23 protein-coding genes are annotated in these 25,397 nt (G+C 39.8%); 21 read left to right on the top strand and 2 right to left on the bottom strand.

Annotated elements, in window-relative coordinates:
* Positions 1-31: 31 nt before the first annotated feature.
* From recN to spo0A, 3 genes are all read left to right on the top strand, one after another.
* A complete protein-coding gene (gene recN / locus AC0VYO_RS14065) occupies positions 32-1,726 on the top strand; it encodes a DNA repair protein RecN (protein WP_475367730.1) in 1,695 nt (564 codons plus the stop codon).
* A 136-nt stretch (positions 1,727-1,862) separates the two neighbouring features.
* On the top strand, positions 1,863-3,146 hold the full coding sequence (spoIVB, locus tag AC0VYO_RS14060; RefSeq protein ID WP_475367729.1) for a SpoIVB peptidase: 1,284 nt from the start codon (positions 1,863-1,865) through the stop codon (positions 3,144-3,146).
* A 242-nt stretch (positions 3,147-3,388) separates the two neighbouring features.
* Entirely contained in the window at positions 3,389-4,189 is an 801-nt protein-coding gene (gene spo0A, locus AC0VYO_RS14055; RefSeq protein WP_194222100.1) for a sporulation transcription factor Spo0A, read from the top strand.
* Positions 4,190-4,254: 65 nt separating this feature from the next.
* On the opposite strand, the gene AC0VYO_RS14050 is transcribed toward spo0A, so the two are convergent.
* The gene (locus tag AC0VYO_RS14050; protein WP_430244680.1) at positions 4,255-4,494 is read right to left on the bottom strand and encodes a DUF2627 domain-containing protein; all 240 of its coding nucleotides are present in this window, start codon (positions 4,492-4,494) and stop codon (positions 4,255-4,257) included.
* Between the two features lie 237 nt (positions 4,495-4,731).
* Between AC0VYO_RS14050 and AC0VYO_RS14045 the strand changes: the two genes are divergently transcribed.
* The 14 genes from AC0VYO_RS14045 (at position 4,732) to AC0VYO_RS13980 (ending at position 19,697) form a co-directional block, all read left to right on the top strand.
* Positions 4,732-6,798: a sigma 54-interacting transcriptional regulator gene (locus tag AC0VYO_RS14045; RefSeq protein ID WP_475365461.1), complete on the top strand. Its 2,067-nt coding sequence runs from the start codon at positions 4,732-4,734 to the stop codon at positions 6,796-6,798.
* Between the two features lie 118 nt (positions 6,799-6,916).
* A complete protein-coding gene (gene yqiS, locus AC0VYO_RS14040; protein ID WP_475367728.1) occupies positions 6,917-7,813 on the top strand; it encodes a phosphate butyryltransferase in 897 nt (298 codons plus the stop codon).
* A gap of 30 nt (positions 7,814-7,843) precedes the next feature.
* A complete protein-coding gene (bcd, locus tag AC0VYO_RS14035; protein WP_194222096.1) occupies positions 7,844-8,941 on the top strand; it encodes a branched-chain amino acid dehydrogenase in 1,098 nt (365 codons plus the stop codon).
* Between the two features lie 14 nt (positions 8,942-8,955).
* The gene (gene buk / locus AC0VYO_RS14030) at positions 8,956-10,062 is read left to right on the top strand and encodes a butyrate kinase (protein ID WP_475367727.1); all 1,107 of its coding nucleotides are present in this window, start codon (positions 8,956-8,958) and stop codon (positions 10,060-10,062) included.
* A 78-nt stretch (positions 10,063-10,140) separates the two neighbouring features.
* Positions 10,141-11,562 (top strand): dihydrolipoyl dehydrogenase, encoded by a 1,422-nt coding sequence (gene lpdA / locus AC0VYO_RS14025; protein WP_475365458.1) that lies wholly within the window; start codon positions 10,141-10,143, stop codon positions 11,560-11,562.
* Positions 11,563-11,590: 28 nt separating this feature from the next.
* A complete protein-coding gene (locus AC0VYO_RS14020; RefSeq protein WP_194222093.1) occupies positions 11,591-12,583 on the top strand; it encodes a thiamine pyrophosphate-dependent dehydrogenase E1 component subunit alpha in 993 nt (330 codons plus the stop codon).
* A gap of 12 nt (positions 12,584-12,595) precedes the next feature.
* Positions 12,596-13,579, top strand: coding sequence for an alpha-ketoacid dehydrogenase subunit beta (locus AC0VYO_RS14015; RefSeq protein ID WP_475365456.1), 984 nt, complete (start codon positions 12,596-12,598; stop codon positions 13,577-13,579).
* Between the two features lie 27 nt (positions 13,580-13,606).
* Complete coding sequence (locus AC0VYO_RS14010) at positions 13,607-14,902, top strand: dihydrolipoamide acetyltransferase family protein (protein ID WP_430246966.1); 1,296 nt, start codon at positions 13,607-13,609, stop codon at positions 14,900-14,902.
* A 126-nt stretch (positions 14,903-15,028) separates the two neighbouring features.
* Positions 15,029-15,457 (top strand): BrxA/BrxB family bacilliredoxin, encoded by a 429-nt coding sequence (locus tag AC0VYO_RS14005; protein ID WP_226614125.1) that lies wholly within the window; start codon positions 15,029-15,031, stop codon positions 15,455-15,457.
* A 252-nt stretch (positions 15,458-15,709) separates the two neighbouring features.
* Entirely contained in the window at positions 15,710-16,510 is an 801-nt protein-coding gene (locus AC0VYO_RS14000) for a transporter substrate-binding domain-containing protein (protein ID WP_475365455.1), read from the top strand.
* Positions 16,511-16,536: 26 nt separating this feature from the next.
* Complete coding sequence (locus AC0VYO_RS13995; protein ID WP_194222088.1) at positions 16,537-17,196, top strand: amino acid ABC transporter permease; 660 nt, start codon at positions 16,537-16,539, stop codon at positions 17,194-17,196.
* Positions 17,189-17,911, top strand: coding sequence for an amino acid ABC transporter ATP-binding protein (locus AC0VYO_RS13990; protein ID WP_430246964.1), 723 nt, complete (start codon positions 17,189-17,191; stop codon positions 17,909-17,911). The genes AC0VYO_RS13995 and AC0VYO_RS13990 overlap by 8 nt, the downstream gene beginning before the upstream one ends.
* Before the next feature lie 225 nt (positions 17,912-18,136).
* Complete coding sequence (locus AC0VYO_RS13985; protein ID WP_430246963.1) at positions 18,137-19,105, top strand: aromatic acid exporter family protein; 969 nt, start codon at positions 18,137-18,139, stop codon at positions 19,103-19,105.
* A 46-nt stretch (positions 19,106-19,151) separates the two neighbouring features.
* Positions 19,152-19,697: a L,D-transpeptidase gene (locus AC0VYO_RS13980; protein WP_430246962.1), complete on the top strand. Its 546-nt coding sequence runs from the start codon at positions 19,152-19,154 to the stop codon at positions 19,695-19,697.
* A gap of 146 nt (positions 19,698-19,843) precedes the next feature.
* On the opposite strand, the gene prli42 is transcribed toward AC0VYO_RS13980, so the two are convergent.
* Complete coding sequence (gene prli42, locus AC0VYO_RS13975) at positions 19,844-19,936, bottom strand: stressosome-associated protein Prli42 (RefSeq protein ID WP_142329569.1); 93 nt, start codon at positions 19,934-19,936, stop codon at positions 19,844-19,846.
* A gap of 206 nt (positions 19,937-20,142) precedes the next feature.
* On the opposite strand from prli42, the gene AC0VYO_RS13970 reads away from it, so the two are divergent.
* The 4 genes from AC0VYO_RS13970 to AC0VYO_RS13955 are packed head-to-tail and all read left to right on the top strand — an operon-like array spanning position 20,143 to position 25,353.
* The gene (locus tag AC0VYO_RS13970; RefSeq protein ID WP_430246961.1) at positions 20,143-21,801 is read left to right on the top strand and encodes an acyl-CoA mutase large subunit family protein; all 1,659 of its coding nucleotides are present in this window, start codon (positions 20,143-20,145) and stop codon (positions 21,799-21,801) included.
* A gap of 21 nt (positions 21,802-21,822) precedes the next feature.
* Complete coding sequence (gene mce / locus AC0VYO_RS13965) at positions 21,823-22,659, top strand: methylmalonyl-CoA epimerase (protein ID WP_430246960.1); 837 nt, start codon at positions 21,823-21,825, stop codon at positions 22,657-22,659.
* Complete coding sequence (locus AC0VYO_RS13960) at positions 22,656-24,206, top strand: acyl-CoA carboxylase subunit beta (RefSeq protein ID WP_303531129.1); 1,551 nt, start codon at positions 22,656-22,658, stop codon at positions 24,204-24,206. The genes mce and AC0VYO_RS13960 overlap by 4 nt, the downstream gene beginning before the upstream one ends.
* Positions 24,207-24,231: 25 nt before the next feature.
* Positions 24,232-25,353, top strand: a complete 1,122-nt coding sequence (locus AC0VYO_RS13955) for a M20/M25/M40 family metallo-hydrolase (protein ID WP_430246959.1) — start codon at positions 24,232-24,234, stop codon at positions 25,351-25,353.
* Positions 25,354-25,397: the final 44 nt, after the last annotated feature.

The following is a 25,397-nucleotide window of genomic DNA, read 5'->3' as shown; positions in this document are numbered from 1 at the left end:
ATGAAAGAGGATCTTTTGAAGGTGGGAGAATATGTTAGCGGAACTATCCATTCGTAATTTTGCGATCATAGAAGCGATCACCGTTTCATTTGATCGTGGATTAACAGTCCTTACTGGAGAAACGGGCGCAGGTAAATCCATTATCATAGATGCCATTGGACTTTTAGTTGGTGGGAGAGGTTCTGCTGAATTCGTTCGTTATGGAACAAAAAAAGCAGAAATCGAAGGGTTGTTTCACATTGAACCTGAGCATCCAACAGTTCAAAAACTTGAGGACGTTGGGATTGAGTTTACTGATGAAATGGTTGTATTGCGACGTGATATCTCAAATACTGGTAAGAGCATTTGTCGAGTCAATGGAAAGTTAGTCACACTCGGGATTTTAAGGGAAATTGGTCAAACACTTATTGATATACATGGGCAGCATGAACACCAAGATTTGATGCAATCAGACAAACATTTAACGTTGCTCGATCAATTTGGTGACCGTGCTATTAGTCCGGCGTTAGTGGAATATCGAGACATTTTTCAAAGATACAAGAAAATTCAGCAGCAGATGAAGAATCTGACAGAAAACGAACAACAAATGGCACATAGATTAGATTTAATTCAATACCAACTTGAAGAAATTTCAAAAGCAGAATTATCTCCAAATGAAGATGAAGAATTAATGGAAGAGAAGCTACGTCTTGGCAATTTTGAGAAATTATTTTCTGCTCTTCAAGATGTCTATCATTCTCTGCATGGAGATAATAAAGGATTAGACTGGGTAGGACTTGCGATGGCGCAACTTGAATCAGTAACTGATCTTGATGAGGAATTACAAGGATACCACGAAGAAGTAGCTAATCAATTTTATCTGCTTGAAGAAACGGCTGGAAAGTTAAATACATATCGAGATCAACTTGAATTTGATCCTGCTCGTCTAGATTTTGTAGAAGAGCGTCTTAATGAAATACAGGTGCTCAAAAGGAAATACGGTGAATCGGTAGAAGAAATTTTGGAATATGCTGCTTCTATTGAAGATGAAGTCGATGAACTTGTAAATAGAGAAGACCGCGTAGAAGAGCTTGAATCCAATTTAAAAGGTATTAAAGCGGACCTGACCGTAGAAGCGGAAAACCTTACAAGACTTCGTAAAAAGGTCGCCAGTGATCTTGTAGAGGCGATTCATCATGAACTTAGAGATTTATATATGGGAAAGACAGAATTTGCTATTCATTTTAACGACTTAAATAATAAAAAAGAATCGTTTCACAGATCAGGACAAGATGATATTGATTTCATGATCTCTACAAATCCAGGTGAGCCGCTTAAAGAGCTTTCAAAAACAGCATCTGGCGGAGAATTATCACGTATAATGCTAGCGTTAAAATCCATCTTTTCAAAACACCAGGGAATAACCTCTATTATTTTTGATGAGGTTGATACAGGTGTTAGTGGAAGAGTTGCTCAAGCGATGGCTGAGAAGATTCAGCGCCTTTCTTCTGGTTCACAAGTTCTTGTTATTACACATCTTCCTCAGGTTGCCGCAATGGCTGACCATCACCTTTATATTTCTAAAGAAGAAACGGGTGAAGGGCGAACAAAGACAAGTGTTGGTAATTTAAGTGATGAAGAACAAATTGAAGAACTTGGAAGAATGATATCTGGCGCTGAAATGACAGAGCTAACAAAGAAACATGCGAGAGAATTATTGCATCAAGCGAACCAAATAAAATCATGATTTGAAATGCTATCCAACTCAGGGTAGCATTTTCATTTTTAGAGGTTATAATAACCGCGACTCAAGGCAAAATTATAGATACAGCCATGTTGGAGGTGTGAGCAAGAGCGAGGAGAGTGAAGGATTGAAGATAGAGATGTTTCGTAAATTGTTAGGCGTAGTTCTCCTTGGTTTTTTAATTGCACTTGGTTTTTCAAAGCCAGTACAATTATTTTTAACTATCCCAGACGAGATTATCATGTTCGAAGGAGATCAAACTAGGATCTCATCTGTAATACCCGCTGTTGCTTCGCTAGGAAGTACAGAAGTGGCAAGCCTAGATCAGCAGCAAAGCAACCTTACGATAAACGGCAAAAAAAGCGGTTCTGATATTCTGGATTTAACGGTAGGCGATTTCCCGGTCAAAAAAGTTGGCGTGAAAGTTCTTCCTGATTTTAAGGTTATACCTGGAGGACAGTCTATAGGTGTTAAATTAAACACACGTGGGGTGTTAGTAGTTGGCCACCATTTAATTCATACAAATGAGGGAGATCGTTCTCCGGGAGAAATAGCAGATATACAAGTTGGCGATATTATTACTAAGATCAATGGTCAGACCGTTAAGAAAATGAGTGATATTGGAACAATTGTTAAGAAAGCCGGTAGCGACGGTAATGCACTAAAAGTTACAATCGTGAGAGAAAATGAAGAATTAAGTAAGAAGCTGATTCCGGTGAAAGATAAACAAAATGAATCATACCGGATTGGATTATATATACGTGATTCTGCAGCTGGAGTTGGAACATTAACATTTTACCATCCTAATACAAAGAAGTATGGTGCACTCGGACACGTTATATCTGATATGGATACAAAAAAGCCAATTGTAGTGAACCATGGAGAAATTTATCCATCATCTGTCACTTCTATTGAGAAAGGGAGCAATGGACATCCAGGTGAGAAGCTGGCTAGATTTTCTAATACGGCCCAAAAGCTTGGAACGATTACGCGCAACAGTCCATTTGGAATCTTTGGAGAAATGAATAATGAAGTCAAAAAAGGCATGTATGACCAACCAATGCCTATTGCACTTTCTCACCAAGTGAAGGAAGGTCCTGCCAAAATATTAACAGTGGTTAAAGGTAGTGAAGTAAAAGAATACGATGTAGAAGTGATCAGTTCAATACCACAGAAGTTTCCAGCTACAAAAGGAATGGTTATTAAGGTAACGGATTCTGAACTATTAAAAGAAACAGGTGGAATTGTACAGGGAATGAGTGGAAGTCCGATTATTCAAGAGGGAAAAGTAATCGGTGCAGTCACGCATGTGTTCGTCAATGATTCCACTTCAGGCTATGGTGTTCACATTGAATGGATGCTTGAAGAGGCTGGGATTAATATTTATGAAGAAAGTCGTCATGAGAAGCGAACAGCGAGCTAAAAAAAGCTCACTGTTCGCTTTCTTTCGTTTTTCAACCATGATATACTGTGGATGAAGAAAATTCGACAAAATTGAAAGAGTATTCAGAAAAAGTAGTAACGTGTAGTAAATTGAAGAATAGCTAAGAATTATGTGGAATAAATATTGTTTTTAAAAGTTTTTAGAAATTTTAGAGGAAATTTACCAAATCCGTTGAATGTCTATACTACGGTAACCAAACTTGTGGAAGGAGAGACGGAACCGTGCAAAAAATAAAAGTATGTTTAGCTGATGATAATCGCGAATTAGTTAATTTGATTGAGGAATATATGTCACGACAGGAGGATATGGAGGTAGTCGGAACCGCTTCCAATGGTCAGGAGTGCTTGGAAGTGCTTGAAGATCACGAGCCTGATGTACTTGTTCTAGATATTATCATGCCTCATCTCGATGGCCTAGCAGTTCTGGAACGCTTACGTGAAATGAATTACACTTGTAGCGTTATTATGCTTACTGCGTTCGGACAAGAGGATGTAACCAAAAAAGCTGTGGACCTTGGAGCATCCTACTTTATTTTGAAGCCGTTTGATATGGATAATTTGGCAAGCCATGTGAGGCAGGTAAGTGGTAAGAAAACAACGTTTACCACAAATGGCGGATCATACAAACGCCCGCAACGAGAAAACAGACCAAGAAACCTTGATGCAAGTATCACTAGTATTATTCATGAAATTGGAGTTCCTGCACATATTAAAGGTTACATGTATTTGAGAGAAGCGATCACGATGGTTTACAATGATATTGAACTACTTGGATCTATTACGAAGGTCTTGTATCCAGATATCGCAAAGAAATTCAATACAACCTCTTCAAGAGTTGAGCGGGCTATCCGTCATGCAATCGAAGTAGCATGGAGTCGAGGGAATGTGGAGTCTATTTCCAATCTGTTTGGTTATACAGTAAGCATGTCAAAAGCAAAACCAACAAATAGTGAATTCATTGCGATGGTTGCCGATAAGCTTCGCATTGAGCACAATATGGATAATTATTCTCATAGCAGGTAAAGTGCACTATTAAATAATTTTTAACGAAAAACAAAGCCCGAAATCAAAAGGGCTTTGTTTTTTTGTTATTGTTTCTTTGAAGAAAATTTCTGCTGCACTTTATTTCGCTTACGATCACGATAGAAAATAAACCCACCGACAAAAGAAAGACCGGCTATAAGAAAGACTAGACCGAGAATGAATTGAACAATAAGAGAATTGAACGGTGGGTTAAGTACACCGAAAAGAACGTCTCTCATTAATTTAATACCGATTACTCCTAAAATCCCTGGAATTAATACGATAAGTAAAGCGATTAACCTCATTACCCGCGCACCCTTTCTAGACATCACTAGTGTTATTGTAGCGAACTCTGAATAAAGTGTCTATGCGTGTTTGTACCGGATTTTGTTACAACGGCATTGAGAAATACTAAATGGATAATCAACACGATAAGTTAACATAGTCAAAAAAGTGAACCATGCATGATTTGTCAAAATAAGAAAAGAGATGTATGATAGGTATGAAATATATTGCATGTATAGGATGCAGGTGATGAATATTTGCGAACATGTATGATTGTAGGTGCCGGAAAAGGCGGGGTAGCACTTTTGGATATCTTACAAGAGACTGAAATGATGAATGTTATTGCAATGGTTGATTGTAATTTAGATGCGCCTGGTATTCTTAAAGCTCGTCAAAGCGGCATTGCTGTTTTTGACAATTGGAAAGTTGCACTAAAGCGTTTTGAAATCGATGTCATTGTTGAAGCTACTGGAAATGAGAGTGTTTTTGAAGAGATTAGAGACATGCGAGAGAAGCATACTGTATTGATTCCAGGTTCAGTTGCTAACATCGTCCTTAAGTTAATTGAAGAAAAAGAAGATTTAATTGACACTTTGCGCCATCAATCAAAACAGCAGGAAATTATTCTTGATTCTACTCATGACGGTATGATTGCGGTCAATATAAATGAAGAAGTGACGTTATTTAATCGGAGTGCTGAGAAAATTACCGGAATTTCCAAAACACATGCTGGTGGAAAAATAATTGGGTCTCTCATGGCCTCTAGCATGTTGCCTCGGGTTTTATCTTCCGGCCAGCCGGAAATTAATCAAGAGCAGCTTCTTCCAAATGGGAAAAAAATTATTACGACACGAATCCCGATGTTTGATGATGAAGGCAGACGAATTGGCGCATTAGCGGTTTTTAAAGACATGACAGCTATTGAGCAAATGGCACAAGAAGTTACTAATTTAAAAAGCGTGCAGTCAATGCTTGAAGCCATTATTCAATCATCTGATGAAGCGATTTCTGTTGTTGATGAACAAGGGAAAGGTCTAATGATCAATCCGGCTTATACGAGGTTAACGGGTCTTGAACATGACCAAGTTATTGGCAAGCCGGCGAGTACAGACATATCTGAAGGTGAAAGCATGCATATGCGTGTATTAAGGACCAGGAAGCCTGTGCGTGGTGTTCAGATGAAGGTTGGACCGAGTAAGAGAGAAGTTGTTGTTAATGTTTCTCCGGTTATTGTCGATGGCAGATTGAAGGGCAGTGTAGGCGTCATTCACGATATTTCAGAACTTCATTCATTGAATAGTCAACTGCAGAGAGCAAGACAAATTATTCGAACGCTTGAAGCGAAATATTCATTTGAAGATATTATAGGGAAATCAGAAGAAATGACGTTTTCTGTCCAGCAAGCAAAGCTTGCAGCCTCTACACCAGCAACCGTGCTCCTCCGTGGAGAATCCGGGACTGGGAAAGAACTATTTGCACATGCCATACATAATGCCAGTGATCGTAAGTACAACAAGTTTGTTAGAGTGAACTGTGCGGCTATTTCAGAATCACTATTTGAAAGTGAACTTTTTGGCTATGAGGACGGTGCGTTTTCAGGTGCCCGTCAAGGGGGGAAACGAGGACTTTTTGAAGAAGCGAATGGCGGAAGTATTTTTCTTGATGAAATTGGAGAGGTGTCATTAGGTACACAGGCGAAGCTTCTTCGCGTTCTTCAGGAACGTGAAATTGTTCGAGTGGGTGGAGCGAAGCCGGTTTCCATCAATGTAAGAATTATTGCAGCCACCAATGCAAAACTTGAAAAAAGAATAATCGATGGTTCATTTAGGGAAGATTTATACTATCGATTAAATCGTTTACCGATCCAAATCCCTCCACTAAGGCAACGCAAAGAAGATATTGCTTCACTTGCTGAGCATCTTCTTACAAAAATCAACCAAGATTATGGAAGAAACGTTGAGGGGATTACGTCATCAGCTATTGATTATTTAAAAAGCTATGATTGGCCTGGAAACGTTAGAGAATTTGAAAATGTACTTGGTAGAATTGTTATTCATATGGATACATCTGAAAGCATGATTGACCTTGAACATCTTCCGTCCTTATTAAGCGAAAAGAAAGACGCTGATTTATTGTCGGTAGAACGTACCCCTGACAAAATGCTATCCCAGTTAGTTGATGAATTTGAGAGGAAAACGATTCAGCAAACTCTTGAGCATTACGGTGGGAATAAAACTGCCACGGCAAAGGCGTTAGGAGTGTCACTTCGAAATTTGTATTATAAAATGGAGAAACACGAAATTGAAAAATCTAGCATGCAATAATTTGCATGGGTTGCGAATTATTGCATAGTTCAATAACCGCGAATCCTTGTTGCGTCAACAAGTGAGAATTGGCATGGAACTTGCATAATAGTATGATGGCGTAAAAGGAGGGACATCAATGAATCTAGATCAACTTGTGAAGAAGGTAGCGGAACAGCCGACTAAAACAGTTGCGCTTGCCTCCGCGGCAGATCAAGAAGTGATTGAAGCAGTTCATAAAGCCATTGACAAACAACTTGCTTCATTCATCCTTTACGGAGATCAGAACAAAATCGAGCAAATGCTAGATAATCACGGATTATCTCAATCAACATTTATCAAGGTTGTCCAGGCTCGATCAGACCAGGAGGCTTCGAGAGCTGCTGTTATGGCGGTTAGAAATGGAGAAGCTGATGTGTTAATGAAAGGAATGGTCTCCACTTCGGTTATTTTAAAAGAAGTTTTAAATAAAGAATATGGGTTACGAAAAGGAAAAGTACTTTCTCACATAGCTGCGTTTGACGTTCAGGGATACGAACGCCTGATCTTCGTGACAGACTCAGGTATGAATATTGCCCCGGATTTAACGCAAAAGGTTGAAATTGTTAAAAACGCTGTATATATTGCGAAAAGCATTGGTGTTACATTACCTAAAGTTGTACCGCTTGCTGCAGTAGAAGTGGTCAATCCTGCTATGCAGGCGACGCTTGATGCATCAGCACTTACACAAATGAATAATAGAGGTCAAATTGCTGATTGTATCATTGATGGACCACTTGCACTAGATAATGCTATTTCTGTCGAGGCAGCTGAGCATAAAGGGATAAAGAGTGAAGTTGCAGGTAAAGCAGATATTCTTCTTGTCCCTTCAATTGAAGTGGGGAATGCACTATATAAATCACTCGTTTATTTTGCAAATGCAAAAGTTGGTGGAGTTATTGCAGGTGCAAAGGCGCCAATTGTTTTAACTTCTCGAGCAGATAGTGCACAAAGTAAAGTTTATAGTATCGCGCTTGCGGTTAGTTCAGCTAAATAAATTTTTAGGAAAACAGAGAGGGAGATTTAAATGGAACTTTTTACTTATATGGAGAAATATGATTACGAACAAGTGGTAGTTTGTCAGGATAAAGCTTCAGGGTTAAAAGCGATTATCGCCATTCATGATACAACACTAGGACCAGCTCTTGGTGGTACAAGAATGTGGACATATGCTTCCGAAGAAGCGGCGTTTGAAGATGCTCTTCGTCTTGCAAAAGGGATGACTTACAAAAATGCTGCGGCTGGCTTGAATCTTGGAGGGGGAAAAACTGTTATTATTGGTGACCCTCGCAAAGACAAAAACGAAGCAATGTTCCGTGCGTTCGGTCGTTACATTCAGGGTCTAAATGGTCGTTATATTACTGCGGAAGACGTAGGTACAACAGTTCAAGATATGGATATGATCCACGAAGAGACAGAGTATGTAACGGGTATTTCACCGGCATTTGGTTCTTCTGGTAACCCTTCTCCTGTAACAGCATACGGTGTTTATGTTGGAATGAAGGCAGCTGCAAAAGAAGCATTCGGTACCGATTCGTTAGAAGGTAAAACAGTAGCAGTTCAGGGAGTTGGGAATGTTGCATATAACCTTTGCAAACATCTTCACGAAGAAGGAGCTTCACTTGTAGTCACTGACATTAACAAAGAATCTGTTGATCGTGCAGTTGCTGATTTTGGAGCGAAAGCAGTCGATCCGGACGATATTTACGAAGTAGAGTGCGACATTTTCGCTCCTTGTGCACTTGGTGCCATTATTAATGACGAGACTATAGGGAAAATTAAAGCAAAAGTTATTGCAGGAGCGGCTAACAACCAGCTTCGCGAAACGTCTCATGGTGATCAGATTCACGAAATGGGTATCGTATATGCACCGGACTATGTAATTAACGCAGGTGGCGTTATTAACGTTGCTGATGAGCTTTATGGTTATAATCGCGATCGCGCTATGAAACGTGTTGATGGCATTTATGACACCATTGCGAAAGTCATTGAAATCTCTAAACGCGATGGTATTCCTACTTATGCAGCAGCTGACCGCCTTGCTGAAGAAAGAATTGAGCAAATGAAGCAATCAAGAAGCCAATTCTTAATGAATTCTCAGCACATTCTAGGTCATCGCAGATAAACGGAGGGTTTCGAGTGACAGATAAAGAATATCGACTTCTGGTAATCAACCCGGGATCAACATCGACTAAAATAGGTGTTTTTGATAATGAACGTGCCGTATTTGAGAAATCATTACGGCACGATACGGATGAGATTAATCAATTCAAAACCATCATCGATCAGTATGAATTCAGAAAAAACACTATTCTTGAAGCGTTAGATGAAGAAGATATTAACATTTCGAGGTTATCGGCAGTAGTAGGCCGTGGTGGTTTATTACGTCCCATTGAAGGGGGGACGTATTCAGTCAATGACATGATGCTCGAAGATCTTCGAAACGGTTTCTCAGGTGAACACGCTTCAAATTTAGGTGGAATTATTGCCTTTGAAATTGCTGAACAGCTAAATATTCCTTCTTTTATTGTAGATCCGGTTGTTGTGGATGAGCTTCAAGATGTGGCCCGTCTTTCGGGAGTGCCTGAAATAGAGCGCAAAAGTATATTTCATGCCTTAAACCAAAAGGCTGTTGCTAGAAGAGTTGCATCCCAACTGAATAGTAAATACGAAGAGTTGAACCTTATCGTAACTCATATGGGTGGGGGGATTACGGTAGGCGCGCATCATAAAGGGAAAGTTATTGATGTGAATAATGGTTTGCATGGGGAAGGTCCTTTCTCACCTGAACGTGCCGGTACAGTTCCGGTAGGAGAATTAGTATCTATGTGCTTCTCCGGAGAATACTATGCAGATGAAATTATGAAAAAGGTCGTTGGACAAGCTGGTTACGTTGGTTATCTGGGGACGAATGATGCTGTGAAAGTAGAGCGGCGAATCAGTGAAGGTGATGAGAGAGCAAAGCTCGTTTTTGACGCAATGGCATATCAAGTAGCAAAAGAGATCGGTGCTGCTAGCGCTGTTCTTGCTGGAGAGGTCGATGCGATTGTATTAACGGGTGGACTAGCATATGGTAAGCAGTTTGTATCTCAAATAACAGATCAGATTAAGTGGATCGCTGACGTTATTGTCCATCCTGGAGAAAATGAGCTCCAGGCTTTAGCTGAAGGTGGATTACGGGTGTTGAGAAAAGAAGAAAAGGCAAAAGTATACCCTGTTTCTTCCGTAGAATCGACTGTCATGTAATGGTTATTAACTTTTTCATATGATTGTTACGACCTTAACTGTAAAAGGGAATAAATTGTTCTATAAAGGAGAATTTGAATGGCTGAAGAATATGATCTCGTCATTATGGGTGGAGGTACTGGTGGCTATGTAGCCGCTATACGGGCTTCACAACTTGGTCTCAAAACGGCAATTGTTGAAAAACGTGAACTTGGTGGAACATGTTTGCATCGTGGATGTATTCCTAGTAAAGCATTGCTTCGAAGTGCTGAAGTGTATGCTACTGCTAAGCACGGTGAAGAGTTTGGCGTTATGGCTAAAGAAATTGCCCTAGACTTTAAGAAAGTTCAAGAACGTAAACAAGGTATCGTTGACCAACTTCATAAAGGTGTTCAACACCTAATGAAGCAGGGGAAGATTGATGTATTTGAGGGCTTTGGTAGAATTCTTGGACCATCTATCTTTTCTCCAATGCCTGGTACGGTCTCAGTCGAGATGAATAACGGAGAAGAAAATGCAATGCTAATTCCCAAAAACGTTATTGTTGCAACTGGTTCTAAACCGCGTACGCTTCCAGGCCTTGAAATAGATGGCGAATATGTTATGACTTCTGATGAAGCGCTTCGTATGGAAAGTCTACCATCTTCGATCATCATTGTCGGCGGAGGCGTAATCGGGATTGAATGGGCTTCAATGCTTGTTGATTTTGGTGTAGACGTTACGGTTGTAGAATATGCGGATCGGATCGTACCAACAGAAGACAAGGATATCTCTAAAGAAGCGCATAAGCTTATGAAGAAAAAAGGAATCAAGCTTTTCACTGGAGCAAAGGTGATGGGTGATTCTCTTACAATAGATAATGGTGTCTCCATTGATGCTGAGCATGAAGGGGAAACCAAAACATTTACTGCTGACAAAATGCTTGTATCAGTTGGGCGTGAGGCAAATGTGAAAAACATTGGACTTGAGAACACGACGATCGAGGTAGACAAGGGTGTCATCCAGACCAATGAATATTACCAAACGAAAGAATCTCATATTTATGCGATTGGTGATGTTATTGGAGGAATGCAGCTAGCTCACGTGGCTTCTCATGAAGGGATTACCGCCGTTGAACATTTAGCGGATCAAAATCCTGAACCAATTGATTACACAATGGTTTCTAGCTGCATTTACAGCAGTCCAGAAATGGCAAGTGTAGGCTTGACAGAAAATCAGGCAAAAGAACAAGGTCATAATGTTAAGGTTGGGAAATTCCCTTTTAAAGCGATTGGCAAGGCGCTTGTTTTTGGGGAGTCTGATGGTTTTGTGAAAATTGTAGCTGATGCTGATAACGAGGATCTCCTTGGCGTACATATGATTGGTCCTCATGTAACAGATATGATTTCTGAAGCTGGTCTTGCAAAAGTACTAGATGCTGCATCATGGGAAGTGGCACATACAATCCATCCTCACCCTACATTATCCGAGGCAATTGGTGAAGCTGCGCTTGCAGTGGATGGAAAAGCAATTCATTCTTAATAAAGGTTATATAAGGAGGTAAAACATTATGGCTGAAAATCGTCATGAAGCATTAGGTCTCTCTGATGAAAGAGTGCTCGAAATGTTTGAAACAATGTTAATGGCTCGTAAAATTGATGAACGCATGTGGTTACTTAACCGAGCTGGGAAAATTCCATTTGTAATCTCTTGTCAAGGGCAGGAGGCAGCACAGGTAGGCTCTGCCTTTGCAATGGATCCAGAAAAAGATTTTGTCGCTCCTTATTATCGTGATATGGGAGTTGTCCTTGCGTTCGGTATGACTGCAAAAGACCTTATGCTATCTGGATTTGCGAAAGCAGAAGATCCAAACTCTGCAGGTCGTCAAATGCCTGGGCATTTCGGACAGAAGAAGAATAATATCATTACTGGGTCTTCTCCAGTAACAACGCAAGTACCACATGCGGTAGGATTTGCTCTTGCGGGGCGTATGGAAGGGAAAGATCTTGTCACATTCTGCTCATTCGGTGAAGGTTCATCGAACCAGGGTGATTTCCATGAAGCAGCAAACTTTGCTGGTGTTCATAAGTTACCAGTTCTATTCGTATGTGAAAACAATAAATATGCGATTTCAGTACCAGTTTCTAAGCAGTTAGCTTGTGAGAAAGTATCAGACCGTGCGATCGGTTATGGTATGCCAGGAGTAACTGTTGATGGAAATGATCCACTTGCTGTATATGAAGCATCAAAAGAAGCAGTTGAAAGAGGACGTCGCGGTGATGGTCCAACATTGATTGAGACAGTTTCTTATCGTTTAACGCCTCACTCAAGTGATGACGACGATCGCGCCTATCGTACGCGTGAGGAAGTAGAAGAAGCTAAGAAAAAGGATGCGATCATTACCTTTGCAGCTTATTTAAAAGAGGTTGGCGTTCTAACAGATGAGATTGAAAAAGAAATTCACGACCGTGTTCAAAAAGAGGTCGATGAAGCAACAGAATACGCAGAAAATGCGGATTATGCACCTGCCGAAGATGCAATGAAGCATGTATACGCAGAGTAAGGGGGAACCATTATGCCAGTTATTTCATATATTCAATCGATAACCCAGGCCCTAAGAGAAGAAATGCAGCGTGATAAGAAAGTCTTTGTATTAGGTGAAGATGTTGGGGTACGAGGTGGAGTTTTCCGCGCTACTGATGGTTTGTATGATGAGTTTGGAGAACAACGAGTGATTGATACTCCACTTGCAGAGTCTGCTATCGCGGGCGTTGGTATCGGTGCTGCAATGTATGGGATGCGTCCTGTAGCTGAAATGCAGTTTGCTGATTTCATCATGCCTGCGGTCAATCAAATCGTATCAGAAGCGGCAAAAATTCGTTATCGTTCTAACAATGATTGGAGCTGTCCAATTACCATTCGTGCTCCTTATGGTGGTGGAGTGCATGGTGCTCTTTATCATTCGCAATCTGTCGAAGCGCTTTTTGCTAATGTACCGGGACTTAAAATTGTTATGCCATCAACTCCTTACGATGCAAAAGGATTACTAAAAGCAGCGATTCGTGATGACGATCCAGTTCTTTTCTTTGAGCATAAACGAGCTTATCGTTTAATTAAAGGACAGGTGCCTGAAGAAGAGTATACGCTTCCCATAGGAAAAGCGGATGTGAAGCGTGAGGGTGACGATATCACGGTTATTACATACGGTCTAAGCGTTCACTTTGCCCTTCAAGCAGCCGAGAAGCTTGAGAAAGACGGTATTTCTGCTCATGTTCTTGATCTTCGAACAGTATACCCGCTTGATCGTGAAGCGATTGTAGAAGCGGCGAAGAAGACAGGAAAGGTTCTTCTTGTTACAGAGGATAATAAAGAAGGAAGCATTATTAGTGAAGTTTCAGCGATTATTGCGGAAGAGTGTCTTTTTGATCTTGACGCTCCAATTCAACGCCTTGCAGGACCTGATGTCCCATCAATGCCGTATTCTCCTCCGATGGAGAAATATTTCATGTTAAATCCTGATAAAGTCGAGAAAGCGATGCGTGAATTAGCTGAATTTTAAACCGTGGGATGAATAGGAGGGATTAGAGTGGCAGTTGAAAAAATACTCATGCCCCAGTTGGGCGAGAGTGTCACAGAAGGTACAATTGAGAAATGGCTAGTTGAAGTTGGCGATACTGTTAATAAGTACGATCCAATTGCGGAAGTAAATACTGATAAAGTGAATGCGGAAGTTCCATCATCTTATACAGGCGTAATTAAAGAGCTTGTAGCTGCAGAAGGCGATACGATTGAAGTAGGCGAACTGGTTTGCTATATCGATATTGAAGGTGGAGCATCAGAAGAAAAGCAAGAAGAATCTACTGGTCAAAAAGCGATAGAGAATATATCTGAAGATAAAAAAGATCAAGAAGAAGTAGATCAGCCGATGAAACGTCGTTATTCACCAGCTGTTCTCCGTATGGCTCAGGAAAACAATCTTGATCTTGAACAAATAAGCGGTTCTGGTAAAGGTGGGCGTATTACCCGTAAAGATATCCAGAAGGTGATTGAGTCAGGTGAAATGCCAGCACCTAAAGAAGAACCTAAAGCTGTTAGCAAGAAGGAAGAGAAGAAAGAAGCTCCAAAAGCTCCAGTGAAAGAAACTTCTGAAGGAAAAGGAGCAGATGTTCCTGTAGCAGAAGGGGATATTGAAATTCCTGTTACTGGTGTTCGTCGTGCGATTGCCAACAATATGCTTCGCAGTAAGCATGAAGCGCCACATGCATGGACGATGATTGAAGTTGACGTAACGAATCTCGTTGAATATCGAAATGGGATAAAAGATGACTTTAAGAAGAAGGAAGGATATGGCTTAACGTTCTTTGCGTTCTTTGTTAAAGCTGTCGTAGAAGCTCTGAAAGAATTCCCTCAAATGAATTCAATGTGGGCTGGCGATAAGATCGTTCAGAAAAAAGATATTAATATTTCCATTGCTGTAGGAACAGATGAATCTCTTTTCGTCCCTGTTATTAAAAATGCAGACGAAAAATCAATTAAAGGCATTGCTCGCGAAGTGAAAGAGCTTGCTCAAAAAGCCAAAACGGGTAAATTGAAGGGTGAAGAAATGCAGGGTGGAACATTCACTGTGAATAACACTGGGTCTTTCGGCTCTGTTCAATCCATGGGGATTATAAACTATCCTCAAGCAGCCATTCTTCAAGTTGAGAGTATTGTGAAGCGTCCTGTAGTTATGAACAACGGTATGATTGCTGTTCGTGATATGGTTAACCTTTGCCTTTCTCTTGACCATAGAGTTCTAGATGGCATGATTTGCGGTAAGTTTCTTGCTCGGGTAAAAGAAAATCTAGAGACGATTTCAAAAGACAATACTTCCGTTTATTAAGAAATACAGCCGTCCCTACTCGGATGGCTGTTTTTTTTGATAAAGTTTGAAAGCGTTTCTTGGAAAAGTATAGGGATTCGCGATACAATAAGAGAGAAGCTTTCATGATAAAGGGAGGAATATAAAATGTCTATGGACTTTAATTTATTTATGAACGACGTTGTTGCAACAGCTCGTGAAGAAATCAAAGCAGCAGGATATAAAGAATTAACAACTTCTGAAGAAGTAGAAGAGGTTGTGACAAGTAAAGGAACAACGCTTGTGATGGTAAACTCTGTATGTGGATGTGCAGGAGGGGTTGCGCGACCGGCTGCAAAAATGGCTATTACAAACGAGAAGGTGCCAGATCAACTTGTAACTGTGTTTGCAGGTCAAGATAAAGAGGCTACAGCAACAGCACGTTCATACTTCAAAGGTTTTGCACCATCTTCTCCATCGTTTGCTATATTAAAAGACGGAGAAATTATTAATATGGTTGAACGTCATGAAATCGAAGGTAGCGATCCTGAAGAAGTATCTGGAATGCTACAATACTTATTTAATAAATATTGTTAAATTGAACTCATTTACTCAAAAGCACCAGGCAAACTTGCCTGGTGCTTTTTTGCATATAATATTAGTTTCTGCTTCTTTAATTAAGAAGGAACAAGAGGGTTTTTTGTTTAATAATACAGAATAAACCGAATTTAACAACTTTAATTTATATGAAATAATATGAATAAATATGTAGAAATCTAAATTATTATCTGCTATAGTAATCAATATACAAAAAAACGAATTATTATACATTGATCAGGGGGAATTAAAATGAAGAAAAATTGGCTAATGGTTATGGTTGGATTATTCATGGTGATGGCACTAGTTGCATGCGGATCTTCAAATGAAAATTCGAACGAAGAAGAAAGTGGAGGTTCATCTGAAGAAACGCTCATTATGGGAACTTCAGCTGATTATCCGCCGTTTGAATACATTGATTCTGCAAAAGGAGAAGATATTATTGGTTTTGACGTCGATATTGCAAACTACATCGCTGATGAGTTGGGATATAATGTGGAAATTAAAGATATGGATTTTAGCGGATTAATTACAGCACTAAGTAGTGAACGTGTTGATTTCGTTCTTGCAGGAATGACGCCTACAGATGAACGTAAGGAAAATGTCGATTTCTCAGAAATTTATTATTCAGCTAATCACATGGTTGTTTCTTTATCAGATAATAAAATGTCAAAGCCAGAAGACCTTAACGGAGCAAAAGTTGGTGTTCAGCTTGGATCGATTCAAGAAGATAAAGCGAATGAGCTAAAAGACAGTGGAATAAATATGGAGATTATCACATTAAATCGAATTCCAGAACTGATTCAAGAACTTAAGTCAGGACGTTACGATGCCATTATTATTGAAGATACGGTAGCGAAGGGCTACTTAGAAAGTAATGAAGATTTAACTGGTGAGAACCTTCCTAATACCGAGGAAGCAGGGTCAGCTGTCGCTTTTCCAAAAGATAGTGAACTGACTGAAGAATTTGACGAAGTAATTAAAGAAATGAAAGAAAATGGCAAGATGGACGAGCTTATTGAAAAATGGTTTGGTCAAGACACTGTAGAATAACACCTTAGAAGAAAGGATGATCAGGCATGGATTTGGATTTCAGCCAATTCGTGCCTAATATTCCCTACATCCTGCAAGGAATATTGGTCACGTTAAAGTTTGTAAGTGTATCTGCAATAGTAGGATTTGTGCTTGGTACGGTTCTCGCATTATTTAAAATTGGTAGAGTAAAGGTTCTAACTTGGATAGCTGATGCCTATACTTCCGTTTTCCGGGGAACGCCACTTATTTTACAGCTACTATTATTCTATCATGCAACTCCTCAGCTAACGGGTTATGATATTTCAGCTTTTGAAGCCGGTGTCCTTTCATTTGGTCTAAATTCAGCTGCATATATTTCCGAAATTATTCGGGCTGGAATTCGTGCAGTAGACAGCGGACAGAATGAAGCGGCTGCTGCATTAGGTATACCTTATCGTCCGATGATGAAGGATATCATTCTACCACAGGCTATGAAAAACATTTTACCTGCACTCATGAATGAATTTATTACATTAACGAAGGAATCAGCGATTGTATCTGTTATTGGTGTGTTTGATATTATGAGAAGAAGTCAAATAGTGGCTGCAGAGAAGTTCAAGTATTTTGAGCCGTTACTTATTGCGGGGATCATTTATTACTTACTCGTTATGATATTAACTCTAGTTGGAAAAATGGTGGAAAGGAGAATGAGCCGGAGTGATTAAAATAGACAATTTACACAAGAAGTTTGGAACTCTTGAAGTATTAACTGATATTCAAACAACGATTCAAAAAGAAGAAGTAGTTGCAATTATTGGACCTTCTGGATCTGGTAAATCAACTCTTCTTCGATGTATGAATCAATTAGAAAATGCAACCTCCGGAACAATCTGGGTAGATGATAAAAAATTAACAGATCCCACTACAAACGTCATGGAGTTACGTCAGTCTATTGGGATGGTGTTCCAGCATTTTCACCTTTTTCCTCATAAAACAGTATTGGAAAATCTTATTTATGCCCCAATGAAAGTAAAAGGATTAAAGCGAGAGGCTGCTGAGAAAAAAGCACATGAGCTCCTATTGCAAGTTGGGCTTTCAATGAAGGCGAATGAATATCCGAAACGGCTTTCTGGAGGTCAAAAGCAACGTGTAGCCATAGCTAGAGCCCTAGCTATGGAACCTGAGTATATGTTGTTTGATGAACCGACTTCTGCACTCGATCCTGAAATGGTAAAAGAAGTTCTTGATGTAATGAAGGATCTTGGTCAATCAGGGATGACTATGGTGATTGTTACACATGAAATGGCTTTTGCAAGAGAAGCAGCTGATCGTATCCTTTTTCTTGATGGAGGAAAGCTTGTGGAAGAAAGTGAACCTGCAGTATTCTTCAATGAACCAAAAACAGATCGAGCAAAAGCATTCTTAGAAAAAGTGTTATGAAGTGAGCCTATGGCTCACTTTTTTTGTTGAGTATAAGATAAAGCGTCTGAATTGGATATATAATCGGACTATCACAACTATAGAATGTAAGGTTTTATTGTGAAAATATTTTTTTGAAAGCGCTATTTAAAGAGAATTTGCTGTTCAACGATTCGAAAATGGTTTAGACTCTGATAATTGAAGGATATTAAAGTAGTAAGTCATATTTGGAAGGAAGTATCTTTATTGAAAGTGAAAATTGGTTATAGAACGGTAAAAACGGCAATAGGTACTGGTGTTGCGATAACAATCGCCCAATTGTTTTCTCTTGATAACTACGTTTCTGCTGGCATACTTACCATTCTTTGTATAAAACCGACGACTAAACGGTCTTTTCGAAGTTCATGGGAACGATTTCTAGCTTGTTTACTCGGAATTGTGTTTAGCGCTGTATTTTTTGAAGGAATCGGATATACACCGTTTAGCATCTCACTATTGTTGCTTTTCTTTATACCAGCCGTTGTCGCCATCAAGGCAACCGAAGGCGTTATTACAAGCTCAGTTATCATTCTCCATATTTATAATTTTAATCAAGTAAGCTGGGACATTGTATGGAACGAAGTAGCTATTATTGTTATTGGTATAGGTGTTGCTCTTCTATTTAACCTCTATATGCCAAGTCTTGAGAAAGATTTATTGAATATTAGAAAACAAATTGAAGAGAAGTTTTCTGTGATCTTAATGGAATACGCGGTTTATCTTCGAGAAGGTGAAAGCAGCTGGGACGGTAAAGAAATCATTGAAGTAGGTGATTTGCTTCAGTATGCGAAGAACTTAGCTCTTAAAGATATCGAAAATCATATGATTCGCGATGATGATAAGTACTATGTTTATTTCAAAATGCGAGAAAAACAATTTACGATATTAGAGAGAGTGTTGCCGATTATTTCTTCACTCGATCAAACATATATTCACGGTCGTAAAATTGCCGATTTTATGGAAAAGCTTAGTGAAGCTGTTAAACCCCAAAATACTGCGAATCTTTTTCTAGAAGAGCTTGAATCCATGAGAGAAGAATTTAGGAATTCGCCGTTACCTGTTGCTCGAGACGAATTTGAAACGCGGTCAGCTCTTCTATATTTTCTAAATGAAATCGAACAATATTTGCTATTAAAACGATACTTTAAACCGGGAGCTTTCTCAAAATCCGAATGAATTGAATAAATAGATGCATGATAGATACTAAAAGGGGTGTTAGACTATGACTTCTTTCTTACTATCGATATATCTCTCTGTGTCCATTCTTTTCCCATTCGGTAATCAGCCTAACGCCGGAGATCCGTTTCTTATCGTCAATAAGATGACAAATGAGCTTGCTTTCATTAATGACAATGAAATTCAACGTGTTTTACCAGTAGCGACCGGTCGAAGTATAGAAGATACACCAGAAGGGCTTTTTACAATCATTATAAAAGCCGAAGACCCTTATTACAGAAAGAAAAACATAAAGGGTGGTGCGAAAGACAATCCACTTGGTACAAGATGGATTGGGTTTGATGCAAAAGGCACAAATGGTCGGATTTACGGTGTCCATGGTACTAATCGTCCATATTCAATTGGTGAATATATAACGGCGGGTTGCATACGTCTTTTAAATAAAGAGGTTGAGTCGCTTTTTGAGGTCGTTCCAATTGGAACGAAAATCATGATTACTACGAGTGAGAATGATTTTTATAAGCTTGGGGTTGAATCTGGAGCCCTATCTAAGGATAAAGCTATTTTAGATCATAAAGGAGCCCAAAATTAACTTCGTTCATAGCTATGAATAATGATAGATACTAAAAGAGATTGCTTATACAAAGAAGAGGCTGTCAGCTGACAGCCTCTTCTTTGTATAGAATAAAAACTATTTCTTTATTTGAGAATGATTTTTTTGCTAAAAACAATTCGTTATTAAAACAACATCGCAGTTGCTCCAGCAAACAAACTAAGAAGCATCGAGATAATCATAATATATACAACAATCTTTGTGGCTTTACGAGGCATGAGAGTCCCTCCCAAAATAAACATTCTATTGTCATTTTACATGGATTTCTTATGTTGGACAAGACAATCCTTCATGAAACGGTAGCGAGTATCGACAAATTTTGTAGTTCTAGAAGGAAAACGCTTACTTAATGAAGAATTAGATATAAGTTAGACATCTAAATTTCGAATTAATTTTATAGCAAGACAACTAGGGAGGAATGGGGATGGAGACAGAGAACAAAGATTTTCAAACTCAATTTAAGGAATGGAAAGAACTAACTGAAAAACTAATTGAGAAGTTTCCGGAGAAGAAAGAAGCGTTTAAGACGAGCTCTGGAATTGATATAGACCGTTTGGGACATCCAGAAACTTTGGATAAGAACTACATGGAGAAATTGGGCTTACCAGGCCAATATCCATATACAAGAGGTATTCAACCAACGATGTACCGAGGTAGAACATGGACAATGAGACAGTATGCGGGGTTTGGATCAGCTGAGGAAACCAACCGTCGCTTTAGATATTTACTTGATCAAGGTCAAACTGGATTATCAGTAGCCTTCGATCTTCCTACACAGATCGGCTATGATTCAGACGATATGATGGCCAAAGGTGAAGTTGGTAAAGTGGGTGTTGCTATTGATTCACTCAATGATATGGAAGCGCTTTTACGAGATATCCCTCTTGATAAAGTCAGTACTTCCATGACCATTAATGCTCCAGCATCTGTATTGCTTGCTATGTATATTGTCGTTGCAGAAAAACAGGGAGTGTCACAGGCACAAATTTCTGGAACGATCCAAAATGATATTTTAAAAGAATACATCGCCAGGGGCACGTATATTTTTCCACCAAAACCATCTATGAGACTTATCACAGACATTTTCGCTTATTGTGCTGAGCATGTACCGCGATGGAATACGATTAGTATATCAGGCTATCACATAAGAGAAGCGGGATCGACAGCGGCCCAAGAGCTAGCTTTTACAATTGCTAACGGAATCGCTTATGTTGACGCAGCCATTGAAACTGGGTTAAAGGTCGATGACTTTGCACCAAGATTGGCCTTCTTCTTTAACGGACACAATCAGTTCCTTGAAGAAATTGCGAAGTTCAGAGCTGCGAGAAGAATTTGGGCAAAGATTATGAAGGAACGGTATGGAGCTAAAAAAGCGAAAAGCCTTCAGCTACGTTTTCACACTCAAGTAGCAGGATCAACGCTAACAGCCCAACAACCGGATAACAATATCGTTCGAGTTACCATTCAGGCGCTTGCAGCAGTATTAGGTGGTACCCAGAGTTTGCATACGAATGCAAAGGATGAAGCATTAGCGTTACCAACAGAAGATTCAGCACGGATTGCTCTTCGAACGCAGCAAATTATCGCGAATGAAAGTGGTGTTACGGATACGGTTGATCCGCTAGGAGGTTCTTTCTTTATTGAGAAACTAACTAATCAGTTAGAAGAGTATGTGTTTAAATATATTCGCAAGATTGATGATATGGGTGGTGCAGTCTCAGCTGTTGAGCAAGGTTATATGCAGCGGGAAATTCATCAAGCTTCTTATGAAACTCAAAAGAAAATCGAAAGCGGCGAAGAAGTCGTTGTTGGAATGAATCAATATACTCTAGAAGATGAACCAAAGCCTGAATTACATCGTATTGATCCGGAGCTTCAGCGCAAACAAATCGAGAAACTTGAATCGCTGCGCTCAACGAGAGAACCGAATCGAGTGAGCGCTCGGTTGGAAGAATTGAGAATGGGAGCTAAAGGAACTAGCAATTTAATGCCTCTTATTATTAACTGTGTTAGAGACTATTGCACGGTTGGGGAAATCTGCGGGGTACTTCGGGAAGAATTTGGTGAGTACACAGGAATCTAAACAAACTGGGAGTTGAACGATATGAAGAAGATTCGAGTATTGATTGCGAAGCCAGGTCTTGACGGACACGATAGAGGTGCTCTTGTTATTGCGCAGGCCCTTCGAGACTATGGAATGGAAGTGATCTACACAGGGTTAAGACAGACGCCACAGCAAATCGTTGCAGCTGCTGTACAAGAAGATGTAGATGCAATTGGCCTATCTTGTTTATCTGGGGCCCATAATGAATTATTCCCTGAGATTGTTTCATTATTAGAAGAGCGCAGTGCAGGGGATATTATTGTAGTGGGAGGGGGCGTAATTCCATGGGAAGACATTCCGTTTCTTGAATCAAAAGGGATTCAAAAAGTTTTCACGCCTGGAACACCTACAAAAGATACAGCCATTTTTATTGAAAAAGCAGTATATGAGCGTGATGGAATTGACCAAACAGTTAAAGAACCACCAAAGAAAATTGATCATATTGGGATTGCCGTTTCTTCTCTTGAAGAAGCACTACCTTTTTATGTGAATCAGCTTCACTTGAAGCTTGAAGCGATTGAGGAAGTCGCTTCTGAAGGTGTGAAAGTCGCTTTTATGAAAATCGGTGAGTCGAGAATCGAACTTCTCGAACCAATGAGTGAGTCTAGTCCAGTGGCCATATTCATTAAGAAGAGAGGCGAGGGTATTCACCATATTGCTCTAGCTGATGACAGGATTGAAGAACGATTGAAAGAGCTTTCTTCAAACGGTGTTAAGCTGATTCATGAAACACCTGTTAAAGGAGCTGGTGGAGCGAACATTGCATTTCTGCATCCTAAATCAGCAGGAGGAGTACTATACGAACTTTGTGAAAAGGGAACGAAGGAGGCAGAATAATGGACATGTACGATAAAATTAATGAACTGTATGATCGCAGAAGAGAAGTTGAAATGGGCGGTGGTGATGAACGGATTAACAAGCAGCACGAGAAAGGTAAATTAACCGCCAGGGAACGAATTGACTTGCTGGTTGACTCAGGTACCTTTGTTGAGTTGAACTCGTTCATTGAACATCGTTCTCAAGACTTCGGAATGGGAGATTTAAAAGCACCTGGAGAAGGTGTTGTGACAGGTTATGGAAAAGTAGATGGTCGTCCCATTTATGTTTTTGCCCAAGATTTCACTGTGTTTGGTGGCGCATTAGGGGAAATGCACGCCAAAAAAATAACCCATGTTATGGATCTTGCTGCTCGTAATGGTGCTCCAATCATTGGTTTGAATGACTCTGGAGGTGCGAGAATTCAAGAAGGTGTGGTATCATTGGACGGGTACGGACATATCTTCTATCGAAATTCGATCTATTCCGGAGTGATCCCACAAATTTCTGTGATTATGGGTCCATGTGCAGGTGGGGCTGTTTATTCACCAGCAATTACTGATTTTGTTTTTATGGTAGAAGATACGAGTCAGATGTTTATTACTGGTCCGAAAGTAATCGAAACGGTTACGCGTGAGAAAATTTCTGCTGAAGATCTTGGCGGTGCGAAAGTTCACCGTTCTAAAAGTGGAAATGCGCACTTCACAGGAAAAACTGAGGAAGAAGTTCTCGCAAACGTTCGCGATTTGATCACTTACTTACCATCCAATAACGAGGAGAAGACGCCAATCGTGGCAAGTCCGGAACGAGATGATTTTTGTTCAGATCTTGCCGATATTGTCCCATTTGACTCCACGAGGCCATATGACGTTAGAGCCGTAATTGATTCAGTGGTTGATAAAGATTCTTTCTTAGAAGTACAAAAGTATTTTGCGAAGAATATCGTCATCGGTTTTGCAAGAATCAAGGGAGAAACAGTTGGAATGATTTGCAATCAGCCTAAGGTAATGGCAGGAGGACTTGATATTGATTCTTCTGATAAGCTTTCAAGGTTTATCCGATTCTGTGATTCATTTAATATACCATTGATCACGTTTGAGGATGTTACAGGATTTTTCCCTGGGATCAAGCAAGAACATGGTGGCATTATTCGTCACGGAGCAAAAATTCTTTATTCATATTCTGAAGCAACGGTTCCCAAAATTACAGTTATTTTAAGAAAAGCTTATGGTGGAGCATATGTTGCCCTAAACTCGAAATCCATTGGAGCTGACCTTGTATATGCATGGCCGAATGCAGAGATAGCTGTAATGGGTCCAGAGGGAGCCGCAAACGTCATTTTTGCGAGAGAAATTAATGGGAGCGATAATCCCGAAGAAACGCGCGCTTCAAAGATTGAAGAGTATCGGGAGAAATTTGCTAATCCATACATAGCCGCATCACGCGGGATGGTTGATGATGTCATTGATCCGAGAGAGACTAGAATGAAATTGATTGAAGCACTGGAATTAATGAGAAATAAGCGAGAAGAACGTCCAAAGAAAAAGCATGGTAACATTCCGCTATAAAATGAATTACAGGAGGCACGACATCATGATTAATGAACAAAGACTTGTGGATGAGTTTTTAGAACTCGTTCAAATTGATTCTGAAACAAAAAACGAAAAGAAAATAGCTGCCATTTTAAAAGAAAAGTTCACATCACTTGGTGTGGAAGTAGAAGAAGATGATGCAGCAGAAAAAACGGAACATGAAGCCGGTAACCTAATTTGTACACTAAAAGGCAACGTCGAAAGTGCAGATCCGATCTACTTCACTTCGCATATGGATACAGTTGTCCCAGGAAAAGGAGTTAAGCCTTCAATTAAAGATGGTTATGTTGTATCGGATGGAACAACGATTCTTGGTGCCGATGACAAAACTGGACTAGCTGCGATGTTTGAAGCTATTCGTGTATTAAAAGAACAGAATATCGAGCATGGAACGATCCAATTTATTATAACTGTTGGAGAAGAGTCTGGGCTACAAGGTGCAAAAGTTCTTGATCCAGAGAAGCTAATTGCCAAATTTGGCTACGCTCTCGATAGTGATGGTGAAGTTGGTAAAATTATCACAGCGGCTCCTACTCAAGCAAAAATCAAGGCAACTATTTATGGAAAAACGGCTCATGCAGGAGTAGCACCTGAAAAGGGAGTTTCTGCAATCACGATGGCAGCAAAATCTATTGCTAAGATGCCTCTTGGACGTTTGGATAATGAAACGACAGCGAATATTGGTCGTTTTCAAGGTGGCTCACAAACAAACATTGTATGCGACTATGTGGAAGTTCTTGCAGAAGCACGCTCGCTCGTTCCAGAGAAAATGGAAGCTCAAGTAGAAAAAATGAAGAAAGCATTTGAGACAACAGCTTCAGATATGGGAGGCTCCGTTGATCTTGATATAAAGGTCATGTACCCTGGATTTAAGTTCAACGATGGTGATTACGTTGTAGAAATAGCGAAAAAAGCTATGGAAAAGATTGGTCGTTCCCCAGAATTATTAACTAGTGGCGGTGGAAGTGACGCAAACGTTATAGCTGGACACGGTATCCCTACAATTAACCTTGCGGTAGGTTATGAAGAAATTCATACGACAAATGAACGGATGCCGGTTAAAGAATTAGTGAAAGTTTCTGAAGCCGTTGTATCTATTATTAAAGAAGTTGCAAATGCATAGTAAGTAAAGCATTGTTTAGAACATTGTCGAATTTAGACAATGTT

It is taken from the genome of Anaerobacillus sp. 63XJN7_4_ISO-PGPR-S23-413 (genome assembly GCF_056173725.1).
Note: the sequence above shows the minus strand (reverse complement) of the source record. Positions and strands in the feature narration are given on the sequence as shown.

Coding starts and splice junctions, on each gene's coding strand:
- recN (WP_475367730.1), top strand. CDS start 32: ATGTTAGCGGAACTATCCATTCGTAATTTTGCGATCATAGAAGCGATC.
- spoIVB (WP_475367729.1), top strand. CDS start 1,863: ATGTTTCGTAAATTGTTAGGCGTAGTTCTCCTTGGTTTTTTAATTGCA.
- AC0VYO_RS14050 (WP_430244680.1), bottom strand. CDS start 4,494: ATGAGGTTAATCGCTTTACTTATCGTATTAATTCCAGGGATTTTAGGA.
- yqiS (WP_475367728.1), top strand. CDS start 6,917: ATGAATCTAGATCAACTTGTGAAGAAGGTAGCGGAACAGCCGACTAAA.
- bcd (WP_194222096.1), top strand. CDS start 7,844: ATGGAACTTTTTACTTATATGGAGAAATATGATTACGAACAAGTGGTA.
- lpdA (WP_475365458.1), top strand. CDS start 10,141: ATGGCTGAAGAATATGATCTCGTCATTATGGGTGGAGGTACTGGTGGC.
- AC0VYO_RS14020 (WP_194222093.1), top strand. CDS start 11,591: ATGGCTGAAAATCGTCATGAAGCATTAGGTCTCTCTGATGAAAGAGTG.
- AC0VYO_RS14015 (WP_475365456.1), top strand. CDS start 12,596: ATGCCAGTTATTTCATATATTCAATCGATAACCCAGGCCCTAAGAGAA.
- AC0VYO_RS14005 (WP_226614125.1), top strand. CDS start 15,029: ATGTCTATGGACTTTAATTTATTTATGAACGACGTTGTTGCAACAGCT.
- AC0VYO_RS14000 (WP_475365455.1), top strand. CDS start 15,710: ATGAAGAAAAATTGGCTAATGGTTATGGTTGGATTATTCATGGTGATG.
- AC0VYO_RS13995 (WP_194222088.1), top strand. CDS start 16,537: ATGGATTTGGATTTCAGCCAATTCGTGCCTAATATTCCCTACATCCTG.
- AC0VYO_RS13980 (WP_430246962.1), top strand. CDS start 19,152: ATGACTTCTTTCTTACTATCGATATATCTCTCTGTGTCCATTCTTTTC.
- prli42 (WP_142329569.1), bottom strand. CDS start 19,936: ATGCCTCGTAAAGCCACAAAGATTGTTGTATATATTATGATTATCTCG.
- AC0VYO_RS13970 (WP_430246961.1), top strand. CDS start 20,143: ATGGAGACAGAGAACAAAGATTTTCAAACTCAATTTAAGGAATGGAAA.
- mce (WP_430246960.1), top strand. CDS start 21,823: ATGAAGAAGATTCGAGTATTGATTGCGAAGCCAGGTCTTGACGGACAC.
- AC0VYO_RS13955 (WP_430246959.1), top strand. CDS start 24,232: ATGATTAATGAACAAAGACTTGTGGATGAGTTTTTAGAACTCGTTCAA.